This is a genomic window from Arthrobacter sp. P4_H3 (genome assembly GCF_056400885.1).
The window spans coordinates 156,566-174,499 of record NZ_JBFUKK010000007.1 but is presented as its reverse complement, the minus strand read 5'-3'; the positions used below and the strand labels follow the sequence as shown (position 1 = coordinate 174,499).

The window sequence follows — 17,934 nt, the reverse complement described above, 5'->3', positions numbered from 1 at the left end:
GAAGCTTAGCCTCCGGGCTGCGCTCAGCCGGTCACGTGCCGCGGTGAGATGTCCCAGCTGATGTGGCGGCGGACGTCCGTCAGGTTCATGGATTCCGCGAGGAAAAGGTCATCCAGCATGTACTCATCCACGGCCAGGATCCGGAGCCAATGGCCTAGGTCCTTGGATTCGTCCTCCAGTGAGCGGCTTGAAACGCACACTCCGGTGCCGAGGTCGATCCTTATGAGGTTGCGTCCGGGCCGGCATAGGGGCGCGTCGCGGTCCGAAGGCGTGTAGGCGGCGTTGGGAATCACCACGGTTTCCAGCGCAGGGCGGCCCTCGTGGTCCACGGCGGTGATGGTGCCGAGTTCCACCGCGTTTGTGTTCGGAAATTCGATCGGGACGGGGGCGTTGCCGGCCAGCTCCACCGGGTCCAGCGCCGCGGCAAAGCGTCCGTTTCCGAAGCAGGGTTCGCCGTAGGCAGCCTCCGGGCGGCGCCGGACCAGTCCGCCGTCGTCGTACACGGGGGTGACCAGATGCGGAGGCAACAGCCACGACTTCCGGGTGGAACTGACGTAGAACCCGTCCTTGGAGTCGTTGATGCCCGTGGTGCTGTGCAGCACCACACCGGCAGCGGACTCCAGCCGGAGGGCGCCGGGCCGGCGAAGCCACGCACGCACGGTGTTGTCAGGGTCGGCGCCGGGCCCGTCGACGTACTCGAACCGGAGGGTTTGCCATTTCCAGGGCGACGAACGGCAGAGGTTCCGGAACTTCGTGGCCATGTCTGCGGGCCCATTCTGCTGACCGGTTTCCCCCTGGCGCCTCGCGTCCCATGTCGACATATCCACAGTTTACGCGCGGGCCCAGCGGCGGGGCGGGAAAATCCAGTAGCATCCGAGGGTGATCCAACGACTGGGCGAACTTTGGGAATCCACTCCGCTGGCCTTCTGGCTGGTGCTGGCGGCCTGCGCCTACTTCGGCGTGATGGCCGTACGGCTTACCGTCATCGACGTCCGGCACCACCTGCTGCCCAACAGGATTGTGTTCCCGTCCTACGCCGTGGGCGGCGTGCTGCTGCTGGCGGCGGCAGTCACCGTCCTGGTGGCCGGCGCGGACGTCGAAGCAGTGCCCGACGGCGCCGCCCGGCTTTTCGGGATCCCGGGGGTCCGCATCCTGGCCGGCGGAGCGGTGCTGTGGCTCTTCTACTTCATCCTGCGCCTGGTCTATCCGCCGGGAATGGGGTTCGGTGACGTGAAACTCGCCGGTGTGCTGGGAATGTACCTCGGCTACCTCGGCTGGGGCCACGTGTTCGCCGGGACCTTCGCAGCCTTTCTCCTTGGCGGGCTCTGGAGCCTTGGCCTGCTCGCTGCACGCCGTGGCACGCTTAAATCCGACATCCCGTTCGGTCCCTTCATGCTGGCCGGATCCGCCGCCGTGATGCTGCTCCTGCCTGCGGGCTGAGAGCCTGCACCGGCTTTGCTGCGGTTAGGCTGAAGCTATGCCAGCACCTGACTTCGTCCTCAAACTCCGCGAAAAAATAGGCCATGACCCGCTGTGGGTTCCCGCCGTGCGGGGAGTTGTCTTCAATGGCGACGGCCACGTCCTGCTGGGCCAGCGTTCAGACAACGGCAGGTGGGCCCTGATCTCCGGAATGCTGGAGCCTGGCGAGCACCCCGCGCCCGGGCTGGTGCGGGAGATCTTCGAAGAGACCGCCGTCGTGGCCGAAACGGAGCGTATGCTGTCGGTCGGCGTCGTGGGCCCCGTGACCTTCCCCAATGGCGATGTGTGCGACTTCCTGGACATCGTGTTCCGCTGCCGCCACGTCTCCGGTGAAGCGCGGGTGAACGACGACGAATCCCTGGCGGTGGGCTGGTTCCCGCTGGACGGGCTGCCGGAACTCAGGCCCGGAGACCGGGAATGCATCCGGCGGGCGCTGCAGCCGGAGGACGCCGTCCACTACGAACCCTGAGCCCCCCGGCAGCGCCGTCCTGCGGTGGTTTTCTAGACTGCGGCGGCCTGCCTCTCGGCTTCGAGGCGCTCCGCCTCTTCGCCGCCCACAGCCTCGCCGCGGGCCACCATGCCGGCCGTGTCGGAGAGCGGGATCTGCTTCAGGGTCAGAGCCAGCACCAGCGCGATGCCCAGGAACGGCAGGAGGTACCAGAACACTGGTGCCAGCGAGTCGGCGTAGGCGTTCACGATGGCGTCCCGGAGCTGTTCCGGCAGCTGGCTCAGGGCCTGCGGATCCAGGCTCTGCGTGGACTGCGCGGCCTGCTCGGCGGAAGCGCCGGCCCCGGTGAACGCGTTGGTCAGGGACTCGGCCAGCCGCGAGGTGAAGATGGAGCCGAACACGGCCACGCCCAGGGACGCGCCCACTTCGCGGAAATAGTTGTTGGTGCTGGTGGCCGTGCCGATCTGCCCGGCGGGCACGGAGTTCTGCACCACCAGGACGATGACCTGCATGATGGACCCGAGGCCGGCGCCGAAGACGAACAGCTGCACGCAGATGACCCAGATGGGGGTGTCGGCGGTCAGGGTGGTCAGCCACAGCATGGCGGCCATCGTGAGGGCAGCGCCCATGATGGGGAACATCTTGTACTTGCCGGTCTTGGAGATCCGGATGCCCGAGTAGATGGCCATGCCCATCAGGCCCGCCATCATGGGCAGCATGAGCAGCCCGGATTCGGCAGCTGAGGTCCCGGAGGACATCTGCAGGAACGTGGGGACGAACGCGATGGCTGCGAACATGCCCAGGCCCAGCGTGAAGCCGATGGCGGTGGAGTTCACGAAGATCCGGTTCTTGAACAGGCCAAGCGGAATGATGGGATCCTCGGCCCGGCGTTCCACCATGACGAACGCGGTAGCGGCCACGACCAGGCCGGCACCGAACGCCCAGGTCAGCGGCGAATCCCAGCCTTCGTCCTTCTTGCCGCCGAAGTCGGTGAAGAAGATCAGGCATGTGGTGGCCGCGGAGAGCAGCAGGACGCCGAGGACGTCGATCCGCTTCTCAGCCTTCTTGTTCGGCAGGGTCAAAGTGAACCACGCGATGGTGAAGGCGGCGATGCCGATGGGGATGTTGATGTAGAAGGCCCATTCCCAGGTCAGGTGGTCAACGAAGTAGCCGCCCAGCAGGGGGCCGGCGACGGCGGAGAGGCCGAAGATGGCCCCGAGCGGACCCATGTACTTGCCGCGGTCCTTGGCCGGGACTATGTCGGCGATGATGGCCTGGGAGAGGATCATCAGGCCGCCGCCGCCCAGGCCCTGGATGGCGCGGAAGATCACGAAGCCCCAGAAATCGGTGGCGAAGGCGCAGCCCACCGAGGCGAGGGTGAACAGTGCGATGGCGACGAGGAACAGGTTGCGGCGGCCCAGGACGTCACCGAACTTGCCGTAGATGGGCATCACGATGGTGGTGGCCAACAGGTAGGCGGTGGTGATCCAGGCCTGGTGTTCCACGCCGCCGAGCTTGCCCACGATGGTGGGCATCGCAGTGGAGACGATGGTCTGGTCCAGGCTGGAGAGCAACATCCCGGCGATCAGGGCCGAGAAAATGATCCAGATGCGTTTCTGGGTCAGCAGCAGCGGCTCGGCTGCTGCCTTGGGGCTGACGGCGGTGCTCATTGGTGTCCTTCGGCGAAGAGTTGTTCAGGGAGGTTGAGGGGCTGCGAGAAGAGCAGGCGGGCGGAGGAGATGTTTTCCAGCAGCAGGTCCTGGTAGGAACGGGCGTTGCCTTCGGAGAAATAGGCCATGCTGGTGTGCCGGGCGATGCTGCCCAGGGCCACCACCGCCATCCGGACTACCGGATGCTCCGGGGACACACCTTCGCGGGCGGCCAGGACGCGGGCAAAGTGGGCTTCCCGTTCCTCCGTGGCGCCGATTATTTTGAGCATCAGCTGGGGCTCTTTCTTGATGACGCCGATCAGCTGGCGGGTCTCCTCTTCGGAGGAACTCATCCGTTCCGACATTTTCAGTGCCAGCCCCACCAGGTCCTGGAGGAGGGTGGGGGAGATCTCGCCGGAACGGGAGCCGGCACCCCCGCGGATGAAGTCGGTGAAGACCTCCTCGGGGAGTTCGTCGTCCACGTGGCCGAGGATGGCGTCCTCTTTGGACGGGAAGTAGTTGAAAAACGTCCGGCGCGAGATGCCCGCCTGTTCACACACTTCCTCGACGGTGTAGCCGTTGAGGCCCCGCTCGGCCGTCAGCGACCGCGCGATGGCGCTGATGGAACCGCGGGTGGCTGCCCGTTTGCGCTCCCGCAGACCGCCGTCGCTAATTGCACTATTGTTCACAAAGTAAAGTTTTGCACCAATTCTGAAATAGTGCAATTTGTAGCGCGAGGGGACACTTGAGTACCCAACCCACCGCAGCTCCCTTAAACGCCAGCGGCCGCCCGCCTTCGCTGCGAAGGTGGGCGGCCGCCGTCGTACTTAGGCGGTGGGGACTTATGCCTTGTGCGGCGGGCGGGTCATGGACATGACGTCCAGGGCGGTGTCCAGCTGCTCTTCGGTCAGTTCGCCGCGTTCCAGGAAGCCCATGGCGACGACGGTCTCGCGGATGGTGAGGCCCTCAGCCACGGCCTTCTTGGCGATCTTGGCGGCGTTCTCGTAGCCGATGAACTTGTTCAGCGGGGTGACGATGGACGGCGAGGCCTCGGCGAGGAAGCGTGCGCGCTCGACGTTGGCGGTGATGCCGTCGATCATCTTGTCGGCCATGACACGGCTGGTGTTGGCCAGCAGGCGCACGGATTCCAGCAGGTTGGCGGCCATGACGGGGATGCCGACGTTCAGTTCGAAGGCGCCGTTGGTGCCGGACCAGGCGATGGCGGTGTCGTTGCCGATGACCTGGGCGCACACCATGATGGACGCCTCGCAGATGACGGGGTTGACCTTGCCCGGCATGATCGAGGAGCCCGGCTGGAGGTCCGGGATGGCGATTTCGCCGAGGCCGGTGTTGGGGCCGGAGCCCATCCAGCGGAGGTCGTTGTTGATCTTCATGAAGGAGATCGCGATGTTGCGCAGCTGGCTGGAGGCTTCGATGAGGCCGTCGCGGTTGGCCTGGGCTTCGAAGTGGTCGCGTGCTTCGGTCAGCGGCAGGCCGGTGTCGGTGGCGAGCAGTTCGATGACGCGCTCCGGGAAGCCGGCCGGGGTGTTGATGCCGGTGCCCACAGCGGTTCCGCCGAGGGGAACTTCAGCCACTCGGGGAAGGGAGGCGTTGATGCGCTCGATGCCGTAGCGGACCTGCGCGGCGTAGCCGCCGAACTCCTGGCCCAAGGTCACCGGGGTGGCGTCCATGAGGTGCGTGCGGCCGGACTTGACGACGTCCTTGAACTCCACGGCCTTGCGCTCCAGCGACTCGGCCAGGTAGCCGAGGGCCGGGATGAGGTCGTTGATCAGGGCCGAGGTGGCTGCGACGTGGACCGAGGTGGGGAAGACGTCGTTGGAGGACTGGGAAGCGTTGACGTGGTCGTTGGGGTGGACCACCTTGTCGCTGCCGGCAGCCTTGAGGGCACGGGAAGCAAGCTCGGCGAGGACCTCGTTGGTGTTCATGTTCGAGGACGTGCCGGAGCCGGTCTGGAAGACGTCGATGGGGAAATCGCCGTCGTACTTCCCGGCGGCTACCTCATCGGCGGCATCCGCGATCGCCTTGGCCAGCTCGCCGTCGAGCACTCCAAGTTCTGCGTTGGCCTGGGCGGCAGCCTTCTTGACCCGGGCGAGGGCCTCGATGTGTGCGCGTTCCAGGGTTTTGCCGGAAATGGGGAAGTTTTCAACTGCACGCTGCGTCTGTGCACGGTACAGGGCGTTCACGGGGACGCGGACTTCGCCCATCGTGTCATGTTCAATGCGGAATTCTTCAGTGGAAGTCATGGGGCTAGCTTAGGGCGATTGACGGCCGGGGCTAAAACCGTGAAGTGCCCCGGGCCGTCACTTTAGAGCTCGTTAGAGCTCGCCGATTCCCGAAACGAGGTCCGCCCGGCCGTCCGCGAGGCTGTACGACAATCCAATGACTGCGGCGCGGCCCGTTTCGATTGCGGCAGAAATCACACGCGAGCTGTCCACCAGCCGCTGCGAGGTCTGCTTGACGTGCTCGACCACCATCTCGTTGACTTCGGTCTCGTTGTTGCGGAGGGAGGTCAGGACGGACGGCGTGATCCGCTCGACGAGGTCGCGGATGAAGCCGACCGGCATCTGGCCGGTTTCGACGGCGGACTTCGTCGCGCTGACCGCTCCGCAGCTGTCGTGCCCCAGGATCACAATCAGCGGAACACCCAGCACGCTGATGCTGTATTCGAGCGAGCCGAGCACGGCGTCGTCAATCACCTGGCCGGCGGTGCGGACGACGAAAGCGTCGCCCAGGCCGAGGTCGAAGATGATTTCTGCCGCGAGGCGGGAATCCGAACAGCCGAAGATGACCGCGAAGGGGTGTTGGTTCTCCACGAGCGAGGAACGCCGGGACGCGTCCTGGTTGGGGTGGGAGGATTCACCGGCGACGAAGCGTTCATTTCCTTCGCGCAGTCGCCGCCAAGCCAGTGCGGGAGTCAGGTAAGTAGCCACGGGGCTACTTTACGGTGAAGGGGCGGCCGAGGGTGAAACCGTGGCGGCCGGGTTACTTTCCAGCGACTTCACGACGGCGTCAGCCAGGACCGCGAACTCGTCGAGTTGCGCCGTGCCGGTCAGGACAACGGTGGTGCCTTTGTGTTCGAGCACCATGCTTTTCTCGCCCTTGCCGGTATCCCGGAGTTCCCAGTCCAGGCCGCCGGCGTTACGGTTTCCTGTGACCGGGGCGTTCTTCGTCTGCTGGAGCAGCCAGGTGGGATTTGCCCGGGCGGTCTGGACGAGGCCGATGAATGATTCCTTGGGCGTGAGGTAGCCGACCTCCCATACGGGCACCCCGCTGCCGGTTCCGGACTCCCAGCGGGCGTAATTCGGACTGAATGTGTCGCCGGTCTCGGGCGCTACCGGTGTGAATCCTGCCACACCGGCCGCGTTTTGGGCGACGGCGCTGACGTTGACGTTGGGCCGGTAGCCCTCCGTCTTCGGCGAGGGGTTCATCAAGACGATGGGGAGAAACGCCGCGACGCTCACGACCAGCGCGACGATCATGCCGATGACCGAGGCGTTGGCCCTTTTCGCCGCCGCAGCGCGGATAACTGGCTTAACCGCGGGTGCATCGGCAGCGCCGGCGGTGCCCGCGGGGGAGCCGGTGCCGGGCGTCTGGGTGTGGGGGGTGGACTTGTCCTGCGTTTCGCTCACGCTTCTATAGTCGCCCATGTGAACGCGGTTCTCACATTCGTGCCGTTCCTTCGGTGAGGGAACACCCTGTTTCACGGGGTGGTCATCCCATGACCTTCGGATGCTCCCGCGACTATGATCAGTACCAGAGGAATCACCGTGACGGACTGATACCGGCCGTACGGGTTCAATGATCGCCACTCGAAGAAGAGGTTCACGTGTCACCAGCGCCTATGACCCAGCAGTATTCCACGATTTCCCCGTCGCTTGCCGTTGGCATTGACGAACCGGACCGCAACCTGGCCCTGGAACTTGTCCGCGTCACCGAAGCCGCCGCAATTGCCGGTGGCCACTGGGTGGGCTTCGGCGATAAGAACAAGGCTGACGGCGCAGCAGTCGACGCCATGCGATCCTTCCTCCAGACCGTCCACTTCAATGGTGTTGTGGTCATCGGTGAAGGTGAGAAGGACGAAGCTCCCATGCTTTTCAATGGAGAGCACGTAGGTGACGGCACCGGCCCCGAGTGCGATGTCGCCGTCGACCCCATTGACGGAACCCGCCTGACTGCCCTGGGCATCAACAACGCCCTCGCCGTCCTGGCCGTCGCCGAGCGCGGCTCCATGTTCGACCCGTCCGCCGTGTTCTACATGGAGAAGCTCGTCACGGGCCCGGAAGCGGCGGACATGGTCGACCTGCGACTCCCCGTCAAGCAGAACCTGCATTTAATCGCCAAGGCGAAGGGCGTTAAGGTCAACCAGCTGAACGTCATGATCCTGGACCGGGACCGCCACCGTCCCCTCGTGGAGGAAATCCGCGAAGCCGGTGCCCGGACCAAGTTCATCATGGACGGCGACGTCGCCGGCGCTATTGCTGCGGCCCGCTCCGGCACCGGGGTTGACGCGCTCATGGGCATCGGCGGAACGCCGGAAGGCATCGTGGCGGCCTGCGCCATCAAGTCCCTCGGCGGCGTCATCCAGGGCCGCCTCTGGCCCACGAGCGATGACGAGAAGCAGAAGGCCATCGACGCCGGGCACGACCTCGATCGTGTGCTTTCCACGAACGACCTCGTTTCAAGCGACAACTGCTACTTCGCAGCCACGGGCATCACCGACGGCGACCTGCTCAAGGGCGTGCGCTACTCCAAGGACAAGGTCCTGACCCAGTCGATCGTCATGCGGTCCAAGTCCGGCACCATCCGTTTTGTGGACGGCGAGCACCAGGCCAGCAAGTGGGAAGGCTACGCCCGCAAGAGCTAGTCCCTCCGTTTTATCCTCGTTCAGCGCGAGCGGACACTTGAGGCCCTGAATCCTGGCGATTCGGGGCCTCAGGTGCCTGTCGGCGCTGATGATTGCCGTTCATCCCGGAAGTTCATTGCTGCCTTGACCTTTTCGAGCAGAAACGGTTTGTCGCCGTCAAGATCCTCCTTGAAGACCCTGACTTCCCGCCAGCCCAATTGCTCCGTTACGTCCAGTCGGCGTGCATCGCTGCGGACCTGGCGCGGATCGGCATGATGGCCGCCGTCGTACTGCAAGGCGATTCGTTGCTGCTGATAGGCCGCATCAGGCCAAACGGCGGGCTGTCCCCAGGCATTCGCGATGATGTAATTGAGGGTGGGTTCACCGAGACGGGAACCGGCCAGGATCATCCGCATCCGGGTTTCCTGCGGGGAGTCGGCACCCACCCGGATTTCAGGCAGCGCGAGGCGTGCCGTCTTCATCCCGCGCATTCCCGGGTGCGCAGCAACCATCCGGCGCAGCTCTTCAATGCTGCAAAGTGCCGTTTTCGGTCGTGGAAAGTCTGGGCCGTGTGCACAGACCAATGAGTCACCGGCCGCGACCAGTTCGTCGACCGTCATGAGTGAGGCGAGGTCAAGCCACGTCCTCGCCGGCGAGGTGACTCGGACGCCGTCGTGCATTACAACTTCTCCTTCCTTGAAAGTCATCCGGTGACCGACGACGTTACGGCGCCGCGGCTTGCTGCCCTCCCGTTCCCGGGCAACATGGATGCGCCAATCCTCCTGCATCCAGGCCGGAAGTCCGCACCTCCAAACGCGGGCGCCCGAATGATGGGTCAGCACTGAAGCGCCGTCCAGTTCCGTGTAGGCACGGAGGTTGGCCGCGGGGCCACTATTTCCGGTCAACGGGATGCGGATACCACGGGACGGGATGACGACGTCGGGATGCCGCTGCCGCTTTCTGGTGACGCCGAGGTCCCTGGCAGCGTGATCAGTGAAGGACCCGCTAAGCAGTTCCTGCGGCAGAGGTGTTCTGGGCACACTCCAGTCTGCAACGGTCAAACGTGCTCGAACACGTTCTCCACAGGGGGACTTTTTGGAGATGCGCGAGCGGACACTTGAGGACTGGTCCGCAGTGCTCCGAGGGAGTCAAGTGTCCGTTCGCGCTGGCAGGGGGGAGTCAAGTGTCCGTTCGCGCTGGCAGGGGGGACTCAAGTGTCCGTTCGCGCTGGCAGGCAGGGACTCAAGTGTCCGTTCGCGCTGGTCGGCAGGGGTGGGTCAGTTGCGGAGGGCTCGGAGTTTTTCGCGGGCCTTCCGGGCCAACTGGTAGGCGCCGTAGCGGAACTTCTTCACGGGCAGGTCCCAGGTGCCCGGGTAGGCGATCTCGCGCCCCCCGAATGACTTCTTGAACGCCGTGAACCCGGCCCATTTGTGGTTCGGCTGGTCCTCCGGTGCCACACCCCACAGGTCCACGTATTTCAGGCCCTTTTCCTTGGCATCCGCCATGAGCGTGACCAGGAGTGGTATGCCGGCGCTGAGCTTCCGGTGGGAGTCGTCCAGGGCCGCGTGAGCATAGGTACGCGTGTCGGCGGAATCGTAGGCCAGGGCCGCGGCGATGGGGCCGCCGTGGCGTTCGGCGATGAACAGCGTGGCCGCACCTGCAGGCATGAGGGAACGGGCCACTTGGCTCAGGTACTCGTCGCTTTGCGGCTTGAACCCGCTTCTTTTGGCCGTCATGTGCAGGAAGTTCAACAGCACCCGGATGTCCTCCGGATCCTGCGACGACCGGAAAGTAACGTCCTTCTTGTGGATGTTCCGGTAGAGGTTCCGGTTCACGGGTTTCATGGCGGCGAGGACGTCCTTGAAGTCCTGCTCCAGGTCCACGATCCAGCTCAGTTCCGGCTGCTGGCTGACCGGAGCGGGCTGCAGGCCGCGGCTCCGCAGCACGGTTTCGGACGCAGCAGCGTCGAATCCGGCGCTGACTGGTTCGATCCGGACAAACGCTGCACCGCTTTTCCGGGCCACGGCCACGAGAGCCGCCAGCGCGTCGTCGAACGCTTCCAGGGAAGCCGCTACCGGACCGTACGGGGCGTAGAGGACCTTCCCTGCCGGGTTCTTCTCCTCAACGGCCAGGAAGCTCCAGCCGGGACCTGACTGTTTGTGGACCGTGCGCCCGAGCGACCGCTGGAAATCCGCCCACTGCGGGGTCTGCAGGAAGTACTCCACCGGATCAGGACCCGACGGCGGTGGTCACGGCAAAGGCAACGGCCCGCCCGGTGGCGCCGGCAACCGGGTGTACGTTGACCGGAGCCTCCGCTGCAGGGAGGAAGGCGCTGGACCCGCGGTCCAGGTGAAGGTCGCCCTTGGGGGAGTCCAGCAGGACCGAGCCGGACACCACGATGATCACGGCTGCACCGGACTGCGCCAACGGAACGGTGGCGCCGTCGGGCTCCAGCACGATCCGCTGCAGCTGGAATTCGCGGAACGGCGGACGGTAGAGTTCCTGGCCCAGTGCAGACACCTCAGCGTCCAGCATCGGCACTCCCACCGATTCGAACTCAACAGTGGCCAGCAGTTCGGGAACGTCCACGAACTTGGGCGTCAGGCCGCCGCGGAGGACGTTGTCCGATGAGGCCATCACCTCGATTCCGAGGCCGTGCAGGTAGGCGTGGATATTGCCTGCCGGGAGGTATACGGCCTCGCCGGGCGCCAGCGAGATCCGGTTCAGCAGCAGCGAGATGAGCACACCGGGGTCTCCTGGGTAGTGGCCATGCAGGCTGGCCGCCGTCGACAGCTCGGTCTGGTACGGGGTCATCGGCAGCCCGGCTTTGAGGGCCGCCACGAGTTCCCGCACCGCATGCGAGACGGCGTGGCCACCGCCGATGAGCCTGGTGAAAGCAGCCTTCAGGGCATCGTGTTCAACCGGGGCGGAGAGATCCTCCACCACCTCCAGGAACACCTGCGGAACTTCAGCCGACATCTCCCGCATGGACGCCGTCAGGTGTTCAAAAAGCGCGCGGGACGACGCCGCCGGGCGGAACCCGCACAGTGCCTCGAAGGGCGTGAGGGCGAAGATCATCTCCGGCTTGTGGTTGTCATCCTTGTAGTTCCGCTCCGCGGCGGAACGGTCGACGCCGTCAGCCTCCTCGCGGGCAAACCCCGTCCGCGCCTGTTCCAGTGTGGGGTGCACCTGGAGGGACAGGGGGCTCTCGGCGGCCAGGACCTTGAGCAGGAACGGCAGGCGGGGGCCGAACTCGGCCACGCTGGCGCTGCCCAGGTGGTGTTCGGGATCGGAACTGATCAGTTCATCCAAAGCCAGCGGCCCGCCGTCGGCCGCGGTGGCTACGGACGGCGAGTCCGGGTGGGCGCCCACCCACAGTTCCGCTTCCGGGCCGCCGGAGGCCTGCCTGCCCAGCAGGCCGGCGATGGCGGTGGTTGATCCCCAGGCGTAGGGCCGGAGGACATTCTCAATTTCGTACACAGCCTGGTGTCCTTATCTCGTTGCAGCAGGTTGGTTGCTGCATTCATCGATGCGTGCGGGCCGCCTGGACGGCGGAAGGAAGGGGTGGAGCCATGCACCTACAGCGGGCGGCACTGGCCGTTCGTGGCCACGAGGTCCCGGATTGCCTGCTCGTTGCCCTCACGCTTGAACTGGTTGAGCATCTCTTCGGTGATGGGCTCGCCATCGGGGGTGGTGGTCACCGGTGTGAAGTCCGACGCCGACGGCGACGGAGCCGGCTGGGTCAGGGGAGCCAGCGGTGGGGCCGCCATCACCGGGCCTGCGGCCGTTCCGGGCTGCACGATGCTGTCATCCCCGCCGGCATCCCCGGCCGCTCCCGCCGGTTTTTCGGACTGGGCGGCGAGCAGCTGGTCAACCTTCTCGTGGATCTGGTCGAAGTCCGGCACAGTGGAGAACGAGGCGTCGAAGTCCGGCGGCCCGATGGTCAGCCGGCTGACTTCCTTGCCCTTGGCCTTCATGGCCAGGTCCACGAAGCTGCCGAGCTGGCCAGCGGAAATGTTGGAGTCCACCACCTTGGTGCCCGCGTTCGCGATGTCCTCAAACTTGGAGAGCAGTGTTGCCGGGTCCAGCTGCTTCAGCATGGCCTGCTGGACGCACTGCTGCCGCTGGATACGCGCGTAGTCGTCCACGAACTCCCGGGAGCGTCCGTACCAAAGGGCGTGGTAGCCGTCCAGATGCTGATCGCCGGCCGGGATCCAGCCGGTTGGCATCCCGTGGATCCCGTTGGCCTCATCCACCATGTCGCCGCTCAGCGGCACCCAGCCGCCGGCCTTGATCCTGATGCCGCCCATGGCATCGATGAGCTTCGCGAACCCCTCCATGTCAACGAGGACGTAGGCCTGGACGGTGATGCCCAGGGACCCTGACACGGCCTCGAGCGTTGCCTGGGCCCCGGGATCGGCCACTCCGGGGTAGAGATCCGTGTGCTCATTGGTCACTTCGGTGTTGATGGCGTTGATCAGGCATTCGTCGCCGCAGTTGTAACCGTCAGGGTAGATCTGACGCATGGGGGAGCCCTCGCTGAACTGGGCGTTCTGCAGGTTGCGGGGCACCGAGATGATGGCGGTCTGTCCGGTCTTGGCATCGACGCTGAGGACGGAGAGACTGTCCGGACGGCGGCCCGTGCGGTCATCGCCCGCGTCGCCGCCCATCATCAGGAAGTTGTAGCGGCCGTCCACCGGGTCGATCGCCGGACCTCCGGCGAAGATGCTGTCGATGGCGTTCCGGCTCACGTTCAGCACGTAGGCCGCATAGCCCAGGGTGCCGCTGCTGAGCACCATCGCCAGGACCAGGGCGACGCCGACGATGGGCCGCATCCCGGGAGCCAGCAGGACCGGCCGGATAAGCCTGAGCGTGTTGACGAACAGCGCTGCCCAGCCGAGGGCGAGGGCAACGAGGATGACGATGATCAGGAGTGACGCCACCGAGTTGGTGAGGATCCCGATCAGGAGGGTGCGGTTTGCCAGCAGCAGCACCAGTGCCACGATCACGAGGCTCCAGACAGCGAGTGTCACCCGCAGCGCGATTCTTCCCAGTTTGCGGTCGCCGGCCACGATCTGGGCACTGCCGGGGACAAACAGGGTCAGCAGCAGCAGGACAAACGCACGTTTCGTCCTGACGGGCGCCGGAGCGTTCACGGGGTTACGGACGGGGTCCGTAAGGGCCTGCTGCGGGGCCTGGGGACGGGATTGGCTGGTGGTCATCTGCTGATTCCTAACGGCTGCCCCGGAGAACGACGTTGCCGTCGGAGAACACTTCGCTGACTTTGTGGCGCAGGTTCGCGCCCTTGCGGGTGGCCACGTCGTTGAGCTCCTGGGCGAATTCGATCAGCTCGCCGCGCAGGCGGACGGCGAGGTCGTCCGTCCCGGAGGCCAGCATCCGGACGGCCAGCAGGCCGGCGTTTCGTGCGCCCGCGATCGACACGGTGGCCACCGGCACGCCGGCGGGCATCTGGACGATGGACAGCAGCGAGTCCATGCCGTCGAGCGTCTTCAGCGGGACGGGGACGCCGATGACCGGCAGCGGCGTCACGGAAGCCAGCATGCCGGGCAGGTGGGCCGCGCCGCCGGCTCCGGCGATGATGACGCGCAGCCCGCGCTCGTGGGCGGTCTGGCCGTAGCGGATCATTTCGGTAGGCATCCGGTGGGCCGAGACCACATCGGCTTCGAAGGGGATGCCGAATTCGGCCAGGGCCTCCGCTGCAGCTTCCATGACCGGCCAGTCCGAGTCGGACCCCATGACGAGGCCCACGATCGGCGCGGCTGAATCCGTGTCAGCGGCGTGGATTGATGCTGTGCGTGTGCTCATGCGGTCTCCTCGGAGTCTTGCGATGTCCGGGCCGGTGCCCGGCCGTCACGGATGATGCTGGCGACGGTCGTGGCACGCTGCCGGACGGAATCGACGTCAGCGGCCGAGGCGCCCACCAGGTTGACGTGGCCGATCTTCCGTCCGGGCCGGACCGATTTGCCGTAGCAATGGATCTTCGCGGCGGGTTCGGTGGCCATGGCCTGCGGAAAGGCGGAGTACAGCTCCTGGTTCTCGCCGCCGAGGAAATTCTTCATTACTACCACCGGGCCCAAGGCGTCCGTGGCGCCGAGGGGCAGGTTCAGCACTGCGCGCAGGTGCTGCTCGAACTGGCTCGTCACCGATCCGTCCTGTGTCCAGTGGCCGGTGTTGTGCGGACGCATGGCGAGCTCGTTAATCAGGAAGCCGGAGCCAACCCCAGGAGTCTCGAAGAGTTCCACGGCCATGACGCCGGTGACGCCGAGTTCGTTGGCAATGCGGATCGCCGCGTCTTCGGCAGCTGCCGCCACTTCGAGGGGGATGTCCTGGGCGGGGGCGATCACTTCGTCGCAGACGCCGTCCACCTGAATGGTGTGGACAACGGGCCACGCACGGGATTCGCCGTCCGGAGTCCTGGCAACGAGCGCAGACAGCTCACGGCTGAACTCGACCTTGGCCTCCGCCAGCAGGGGAGTCATGGCCGAAAACCAGTCCGCGGTGTCCTCGGCTTCCGCAACGGACCCGACGATGCGGACGCCCTTGCCGTCGTAACCGCCGCGGGGCGTCTTCAGCACCACCGGCCAGCCGGTGTCCTCGCCGAAGGCAACCAGTGCGTCGACGTCGGCAACCGAGGCCCACACCGGGTTCGGCAGTTCCAGCCGGTCGATGGCCGCGCGCATCACCAGCTTGTCCTGCGCGTGGACCAGGGCGTCCGGGCCGGGCTGTACATTGACGCCGGCCTCCTGCAGCGCCCGCAGGTGGTCGTTGGGGACGTGTTCATGGTCAAACGTCATGACGTCCAGCCCTCTGGAGAACTCCAGCAGGGCGTCAAGGTCCTTGTAGTCACCTACCGGCGACGTCGGCACAGCGGAGACTGCGGATACGTCCTCGCCTTCGGCCAGGACACGGAGTTCAAAGCCCAAGGCCGTTGCGGCGGGGGCCATCATGCGGGCAAGTTGGCCGCCGCCAACTACGCCGATTACTGGAAAAGTCACAAGAGCCAGCCTACAGAAGAGCGGGGGTGTTCCGGGCTTTCGCATCGTTTCGGCCCGGATTTTGCGTCATTTCGGTCCCCGTGCCCGGCTGCCCTGCACGGCCGTCGGGACTCCTCCCAGCTTTACGGGCTAAAATGGGTCCTTGGCCCTGTGGCCTGAAATCTCAGACGGCCATGGAGGGTCATGATTTACACACTTGCAGAACGATTGCGCGGGCTCGCCTCACTCTTCTGGCGTGAGGTGGCAAAGTTCGGCGCCGTCGGCGGTGTCGCCTTCGTTATCGATAACGGCCTGACCTACTACCTGATGCACGGCCCGATGACGGACAGCGAGGCCAAAGCCAGGTTTGTGGGCGCCACTGTCGCCACGATTTTCTCCTGGATCGCCAACCGCTTCTGGACCTTCCGGCATCGCCGCCAGGACAACGTGATCCGTGAATTCTTTATGTTCATTCTGATCAACGGCATCGGTATCGGCATCTCCACCGGGTTCACGGCCCTGGCCAAGTATTCCTTCGGCATCACGGACAAGAACATGCTGTTCCTGGCCGGTGTGGCGGGCATCCTGGTGGCCACGGTGGTGCGCTTCTTCGCTTACCGCTTCCTCGTCTTCAACAAGGAACTCGACGAAGAGCCGGCATTCTCGCACGACCACGAGATCATCGAGCTGCACCACCACCAGAACAAGCACGCAGTCCACGTTCCCGGCAGCGAGCCGGAAGCGAAGCTCAATGACCCGGACCTCCCCAGCCCGGACCGGAGCCCGGACCGGATGAACTAGCGGGGCCTACGCTCCCTTTACCCGTTCGTCGCTAAGGAGCTTGTCGGTCACCTTGACGTCAGGGTGGACGAGCACAACCGAGCCGTCGTTGTGCCAGGCGCCCAGCGCCTGGACAAGGGCAGCCTCGAGGCCGTCGGCGGCGCGGACCAGCAGCCGCACTCCGGCGTCGTGGGCCGCAGCGAAGCCTGTGAGCAGGTCAGAGTGCACATGGGCCGTGCCGGCTGCTGACATGACCGCCTGCCCGGAAGCTTCCGGATCGACATGGGCCATAAAAACGTCACCGTGCGAGCGGACCTCGGCGCCGAAGTCCACGACGCCGGCCGGCAGCTCCCCGGGCCAGCGCATTGCCAGCGCCGGAAGCGGCACTGCAATAACGGCGTCGAACCCCGACTCCTGGTGAGCGGATTCCGGTGAGTGGGTGGCGAGCAGTTCGGCGTCACCGGAGTCAAGGACAACCTCCATGCCAAGCTGCCAGGCGGCAAGGGCCAGGATCATGGACTTCCAGTGCGCCGGAAGGTCCAGCCGCAGCCGCATCCCGGGCTCCGCGTCGAGTTCGTCCTGCAGCAGGTTGCTGGTCTTGGCGACCCAGTTGTCCAGGACGCGGCCGGACAGCTCCACCCTCTCGGCGTCAGGTCCGTACCAGGTCAGCCGCGGGGACGTGGAGTGGCCGGAACGCAGTGCAGTCATCAAGTCGATCGCGGGGATGCTCATGCCAACATCTTGCCACGGCGCCCGCGGGCGCGGGAGGTGCATCCGGGGGCGGGCAGGAAGCCCGGGGGCCGGAGCGCAACGTCCGGCCTCATGTGATCTCCGACACGTGCCGATAACTAACTTTGTTAGCCTAAATGAAGCGCGGAGGGCGTAGGCCCCGGGATTCCCGGGAAATTCCCAGAAAACTAGTCAGTAGGCTGTCAAAATCGCGGTGATTGCGGCGAGTCGGCCAAAAAACCCCGGGCGTGGCGTGGCGGCTGATTGTCTCTCGAGTTGATTATTATCCCGCTGCCGCTTGACTCCCGACGACTTACACACGTGTAATTAGTTATCGAAAGCCATTGCGCAAATACAGGCCACACAACCGAGTGTCCAGGTATTCACAGCAGGGGCAGCAACATCAGGAGGGACGCCATAATGGGGCAAGTTGAGCGTATCCATGAAGATGCCGTCGTCGCCGGTCAGGCGTCGGCAAAGTACCGTTCGCGGGGGGTGCCAAGCGATTGGTATGTAGATCCGGCCGATCCGGATGCTGCCGAGCGGTACAACCAAAGCACCAACGATTCACTGCAGGACCAGGCCACGGCCTTCCTGGCCGCGCACGAGGCGCTGCTGGCTGGCAACCCGGACCAGGACAATGATCTGCACGATCCTCCGATGGAATTGCAGACCCTTCATTCGGAAACCACCGCGCAGCCGGTCTGGATCGGCCTTCCCTTCCAACAGGACTTCGACGACGAAGGCGAACTTGGATGGCAGACGGACGCGCTGTGCGCACAGACCGATCCGGAGGCTTTCTTCCCCGAAAAGGGAGGCTCCACCCGTGACGCCAAGAAGGTCTGCGGCGCCTGCAACGTTCGCTCACAGTGCCTGGAATACGCGCTGTCGAATGACGAACGCTTTGGCATTTGGGGAGGCCTCTCCGAGCGCGAGCGCCGTCGGCTGAGGAAGCGGGCAGTCTAATTCTTCAAGTAGTACATGTCACTG

General features: G+C 65.2%; 18 protein-coding genes. 5 read left to right on the top strand and 13 right to left on the bottom strand.

Going from position 1 to position 17,934, the window contains the following annotated elements:
• Window positions 1-23: 23 nt before the first annotated feature.
• A complete protein-coding gene (locus AC1DRE_RS12020) occupies window positions 24-821 on the bottom strand; it encodes a hypothetical protein (RefSeq protein ID WP_476984849.1) in 798 nt (265 codons plus the stop codon).
• 58 nt (window positions 822-879) lie between these two features.
• Between AC1DRE_RS12020 and AC1DRE_RS12015 the strand changes: the two genes are divergently transcribed.
• Both AC1DRE_RS12015 and AC1DRE_RS12010 read left to right on the top strand, forming a co-directional pair.
• Window positions 880-1,440 carry a prepilin peptidase gene (locus AC1DRE_RS12015; protein ID WP_476984848.1) on the top strand — a complete coding sequence of 187 codons (561 nt, stop codon included), beginning with the start codon at window positions 880-882 and terminating at the stop codon, window positions 1,438-1,440.
• A gap of 37 nt (window positions 1,441-1,477) precedes the next feature.
• A complete protein-coding gene (locus AC1DRE_RS12010) occupies window positions 1,478-1,948 on the top strand; it encodes an NUDIX hydrolase (RefSeq protein ID WP_476984847.1) in 471 nt (156 codons plus the stop codon).
• Window positions 1,949-1,980: 32 nt separating this feature from the next.
• Here AC1DRE_RS12010 and AC1DRE_RS12005 read toward each other — a convergent pair whose 3' ends face one another.
• The 5 genes from AC1DRE_RS12005 to AC1DRE_RS11985 all read right to left on the bottom strand — a co-directional run bounded on the left by AC1DRE_RS12005 (window position 1,981) and on the right by AC1DRE_RS11985 (window position 7,244).
• Window positions 1,981-3,597: an MDR family MFS transporter gene (locus AC1DRE_RS12005; RefSeq protein WP_476984846.1), complete on the bottom strand. Its 1,617-nt coding sequence runs from the start codon at window positions 3,595-3,597 to the stop codon at window positions 1,981-1,983.
• The gene (locus AC1DRE_RS12000; RefSeq protein WP_476984845.1) at window positions 3,594-4,265 is read right to left on the bottom strand and encodes a TetR/AcrR family transcriptional regulator; all 672 of its coding nucleotides are present in this window, start codon (window positions 4,263-4,265) and stop codon (window positions 3,594-3,596) included. Before AC1DRE_RS12000 ends, AC1DRE_RS12005 begins: the two co-directional genes overlap by 4 nt.
• 153 nt (window positions 4,266-4,418) lie before the next feature.
• Window positions 4,419-5,840, bottom strand: a complete 1,422-nt coding sequence (locus AC1DRE_RS11995) for a class II fumarate hydratase (RefSeq protein ID WP_104172724.1) — start codon at window positions 5,838-5,840, stop codon at window positions 4,419-4,421.
• Between the two features lie 72 nt (window positions 5,841-5,912).
• Entirely contained in the window at window positions 5,913-6,527 is a 615-nt protein-coding gene (locus tag AC1DRE_RS11990; protein ID WP_476984844.1) for a carbonic anhydrase, read from the bottom strand.
• 9 nt (window positions 6,528-6,536) lie between these two features.
• Window positions 6,537-7,244 (bottom strand): DUF4245 domain-containing protein, encoded by a 708-nt coding sequence (locus AC1DRE_RS11985; RefSeq protein ID WP_476984843.1) that lies wholly within the window; start codon window positions 7,242-7,244, stop codon window positions 6,537-6,539.
• Window positions 7,245-7,438: 194 nt separating this feature from the next.
• On the opposite strand from AC1DRE_RS11985, the gene glpX reads away from it, so the two are divergent.
• Window positions 7,439-8,461, top strand: a complete 1,023-nt coding sequence (gene glpX / locus AC1DRE_RS11980) for a class II fructose-bisphosphatase (RefSeq protein WP_476984919.1) — start codon at window positions 7,439-7,441, stop codon at window positions 8,459-8,461.
• A 68-nt stretch (window positions 8,462-8,529) separates the two neighbouring features.
• Here glpX and AC1DRE_RS11975 read toward each other — a convergent pair whose 3' ends face one another.
• The 6 genes from AC1DRE_RS11975 to AC1DRE_RS11950 form a co-directional block, all read right to left on the bottom strand.
• Window positions 8,530-9,060 (bottom strand): hypothetical protein, encoded by a 531-nt coding sequence (locus AC1DRE_RS11975; protein ID WP_476984842.1) that lies wholly within the window; start codon window positions 9,058-9,060, stop codon window positions 8,530-8,532.
• 657 nt (window positions 9,061-9,717) lie between these two features.
• Entirely contained in the window at window positions 9,718-10,665 is a 948-nt protein-coding gene (locus AC1DRE_RS11970) for a lipid II:glycine glycyltransferase FemX (protein WP_476984841.1), read from the bottom strand.
• 4 nt (window positions 10,666-10,669) lie between these two features.
• Window positions 10,670-11,920 (bottom strand): mannose-6-phosphate isomerase, class I, encoded by a 1,251-nt coding sequence (gene manA / locus AC1DRE_RS11965; protein ID WP_476984840.1) that lies wholly within the window; start codon window positions 11,918-11,920, stop codon window positions 10,670-10,672.
• A gap of 98 nt (window positions 11,921-12,018) precedes the next feature.
• Window positions 12,019-13,662, bottom strand: a complete 1,644-nt coding sequence (locus AC1DRE_RS11960) for an LCP family protein (RefSeq protein ID WP_476984839.1) — start codon at window positions 13,660-13,662, stop codon at window positions 12,019-12,021.
• A gap of 10 nt (window positions 13,663-13,672) precedes the next feature.
• Window positions 13,673-14,266, bottom strand: coding sequence for a 5-(carboxyamino)imidazole ribonucleotide mutase (gene purE, locus AC1DRE_RS11955; protein WP_104172717.1), 594 nt, complete (start codon window positions 14,264-14,266; stop codon window positions 13,673-13,675).
• Entirely contained in the window at window positions 14,263-15,408 is a 1,146-nt protein-coding gene (locus AC1DRE_RS11950) for a 5-(carboxyamino)imidazole ribonucleotide synthase (RefSeq protein WP_476984918.1), read from the bottom strand. The genes purE and AC1DRE_RS11950 overlap by 4 nt, the downstream gene beginning before the upstream one ends.
• A 231-nt stretch (window positions 15,409-15,639) precedes the next feature.
• Here AC1DRE_RS11950 and AC1DRE_RS11945 point away from each other — a divergent pair, with 231 nt between their 5' ends.
• Window positions 15,640-16,236 carry a GtrA family protein gene (locus AC1DRE_RS11945; protein ID WP_476984838.1) on the top strand — a complete coding sequence of 199 codons (597 nt, stop codon included), beginning with the start codon at window positions 15,640-15,642 and terminating at the stop codon, window positions 16,234-16,236.
• A 6-nt stretch (window positions 16,237-16,242) separates the two neighbouring features.
• Here AC1DRE_RS11945 and AC1DRE_RS11940 read toward each other — a convergent pair whose 3' ends face one another.
• Window positions 16,243-16,947 (bottom strand): TIGR03089 family protein, encoded by a 705-nt coding sequence (locus tag AC1DRE_RS11940; protein ID WP_476984837.1) that lies wholly within the window; start codon window positions 16,945-16,947, stop codon window positions 16,243-16,245.
• A 417-nt stretch (window positions 16,948-17,364) separates the two neighbouring features.
• On the opposite strand from AC1DRE_RS11940, the gene AC1DRE_RS11935 reads away from it, so the two are divergent.
• Window positions 17,365-17,910, top strand: a complete 546-nt coding sequence (locus AC1DRE_RS11935; RefSeq protein ID WP_104172713.1) for a WhiB family transcriptional regulator — start codon at window positions 17,365-17,367, stop codon at window positions 17,908-17,910.
• The last annotated feature ends 24 nt before the right edge of the window (window positions 17,911-17,934 follow it).

Coding starts and splice junctions, on each gene's coding strand:
- purE (WP_104172717.1), bottom strand. CDS start 14,266: ATGAGCACACGCACAGCATCAATCCACGCCGCTGACACGGATTCAGCC.
- AC1DRE_RS11950 (WP_476984918.1), bottom strand. CDS start 15,408: ATGATGGCCCCCGCCGCAACGGCCTTGGGCTTTGAACTCCGTGTCCTG.
- AC1DRE_RS11975 (WP_476984842.1), bottom strand. CDS start 9,060: ATGACGGTCGACGAACTGGTCGCGGCCGGTGACTCATTGGTCTGTGCA.
- AC1DRE_RS12010 (WP_476984847.1), top strand. CDS start 1,478: ATGCCAGCACCTGACTTCGTCCTCAAACTCCGCGAAAAAATAGGCCAT.
- AC1DRE_RS12005 (WP_476984846.1), bottom strand. CDS start 3,597: ATGAGCACCGCCGTCAGCCCCAAGGCAGCAGCCGAGCCGCTGCTGCTG.
- AC1DRE_RS11945 (WP_476984838.1), top strand. CDS start 15,640: ATGATTTACACACTTGCAGAACGATTGCGCGGGCTCGCCTCACTCTTC.
- AC1DRE_RS11995 (WP_104172724.1), bottom strand. CDS start 5,840: ATGACTTCCACTGAAGAATTCCGCATTGAACATGACACGATGGGCGAA.
- AC1DRE_RS11985 (WP_476984843.1), bottom strand. CDS start 7,244: ATGGGCGACTATAGAAGCGTGAGCGAAACGCAGGACAAGTCCACCCCC.
- AC1DRE_RS11940 (WP_476984837.1), bottom strand. CDS start 16,947: ATGAGCATCCCCGCGATCGACTTGATGACTGCACTGCGTTCCGGCCAC.
- glpX (WP_476984919.1), top strand. CDS start 7,439: ATGACCCAGCAGTATTCCACGATTTCCCCGTCGCTTGCCGTTGGCATT.
- AC1DRE_RS11960 (WP_476984839.1), bottom strand. CDS start 13,662: ATGACCACCAGCCAATCCCGTCCCCAGGCCCCGCAGCAGGCCCTTACG.
- AC1DRE_RS11935 (WP_104172713.1), top strand. CDS start 17,365: ATGGGGCAAGTTGAGCGTATCCATGAAGATGCCGTCGTCGCCGGTCAG.
- AC1DRE_RS12020 (WP_476984849.1), bottom strand. CDS start 821: ATGTCGACATGGGACGCGAGGCGCCAGGGGGAAACCGGTCAGCAGAAT.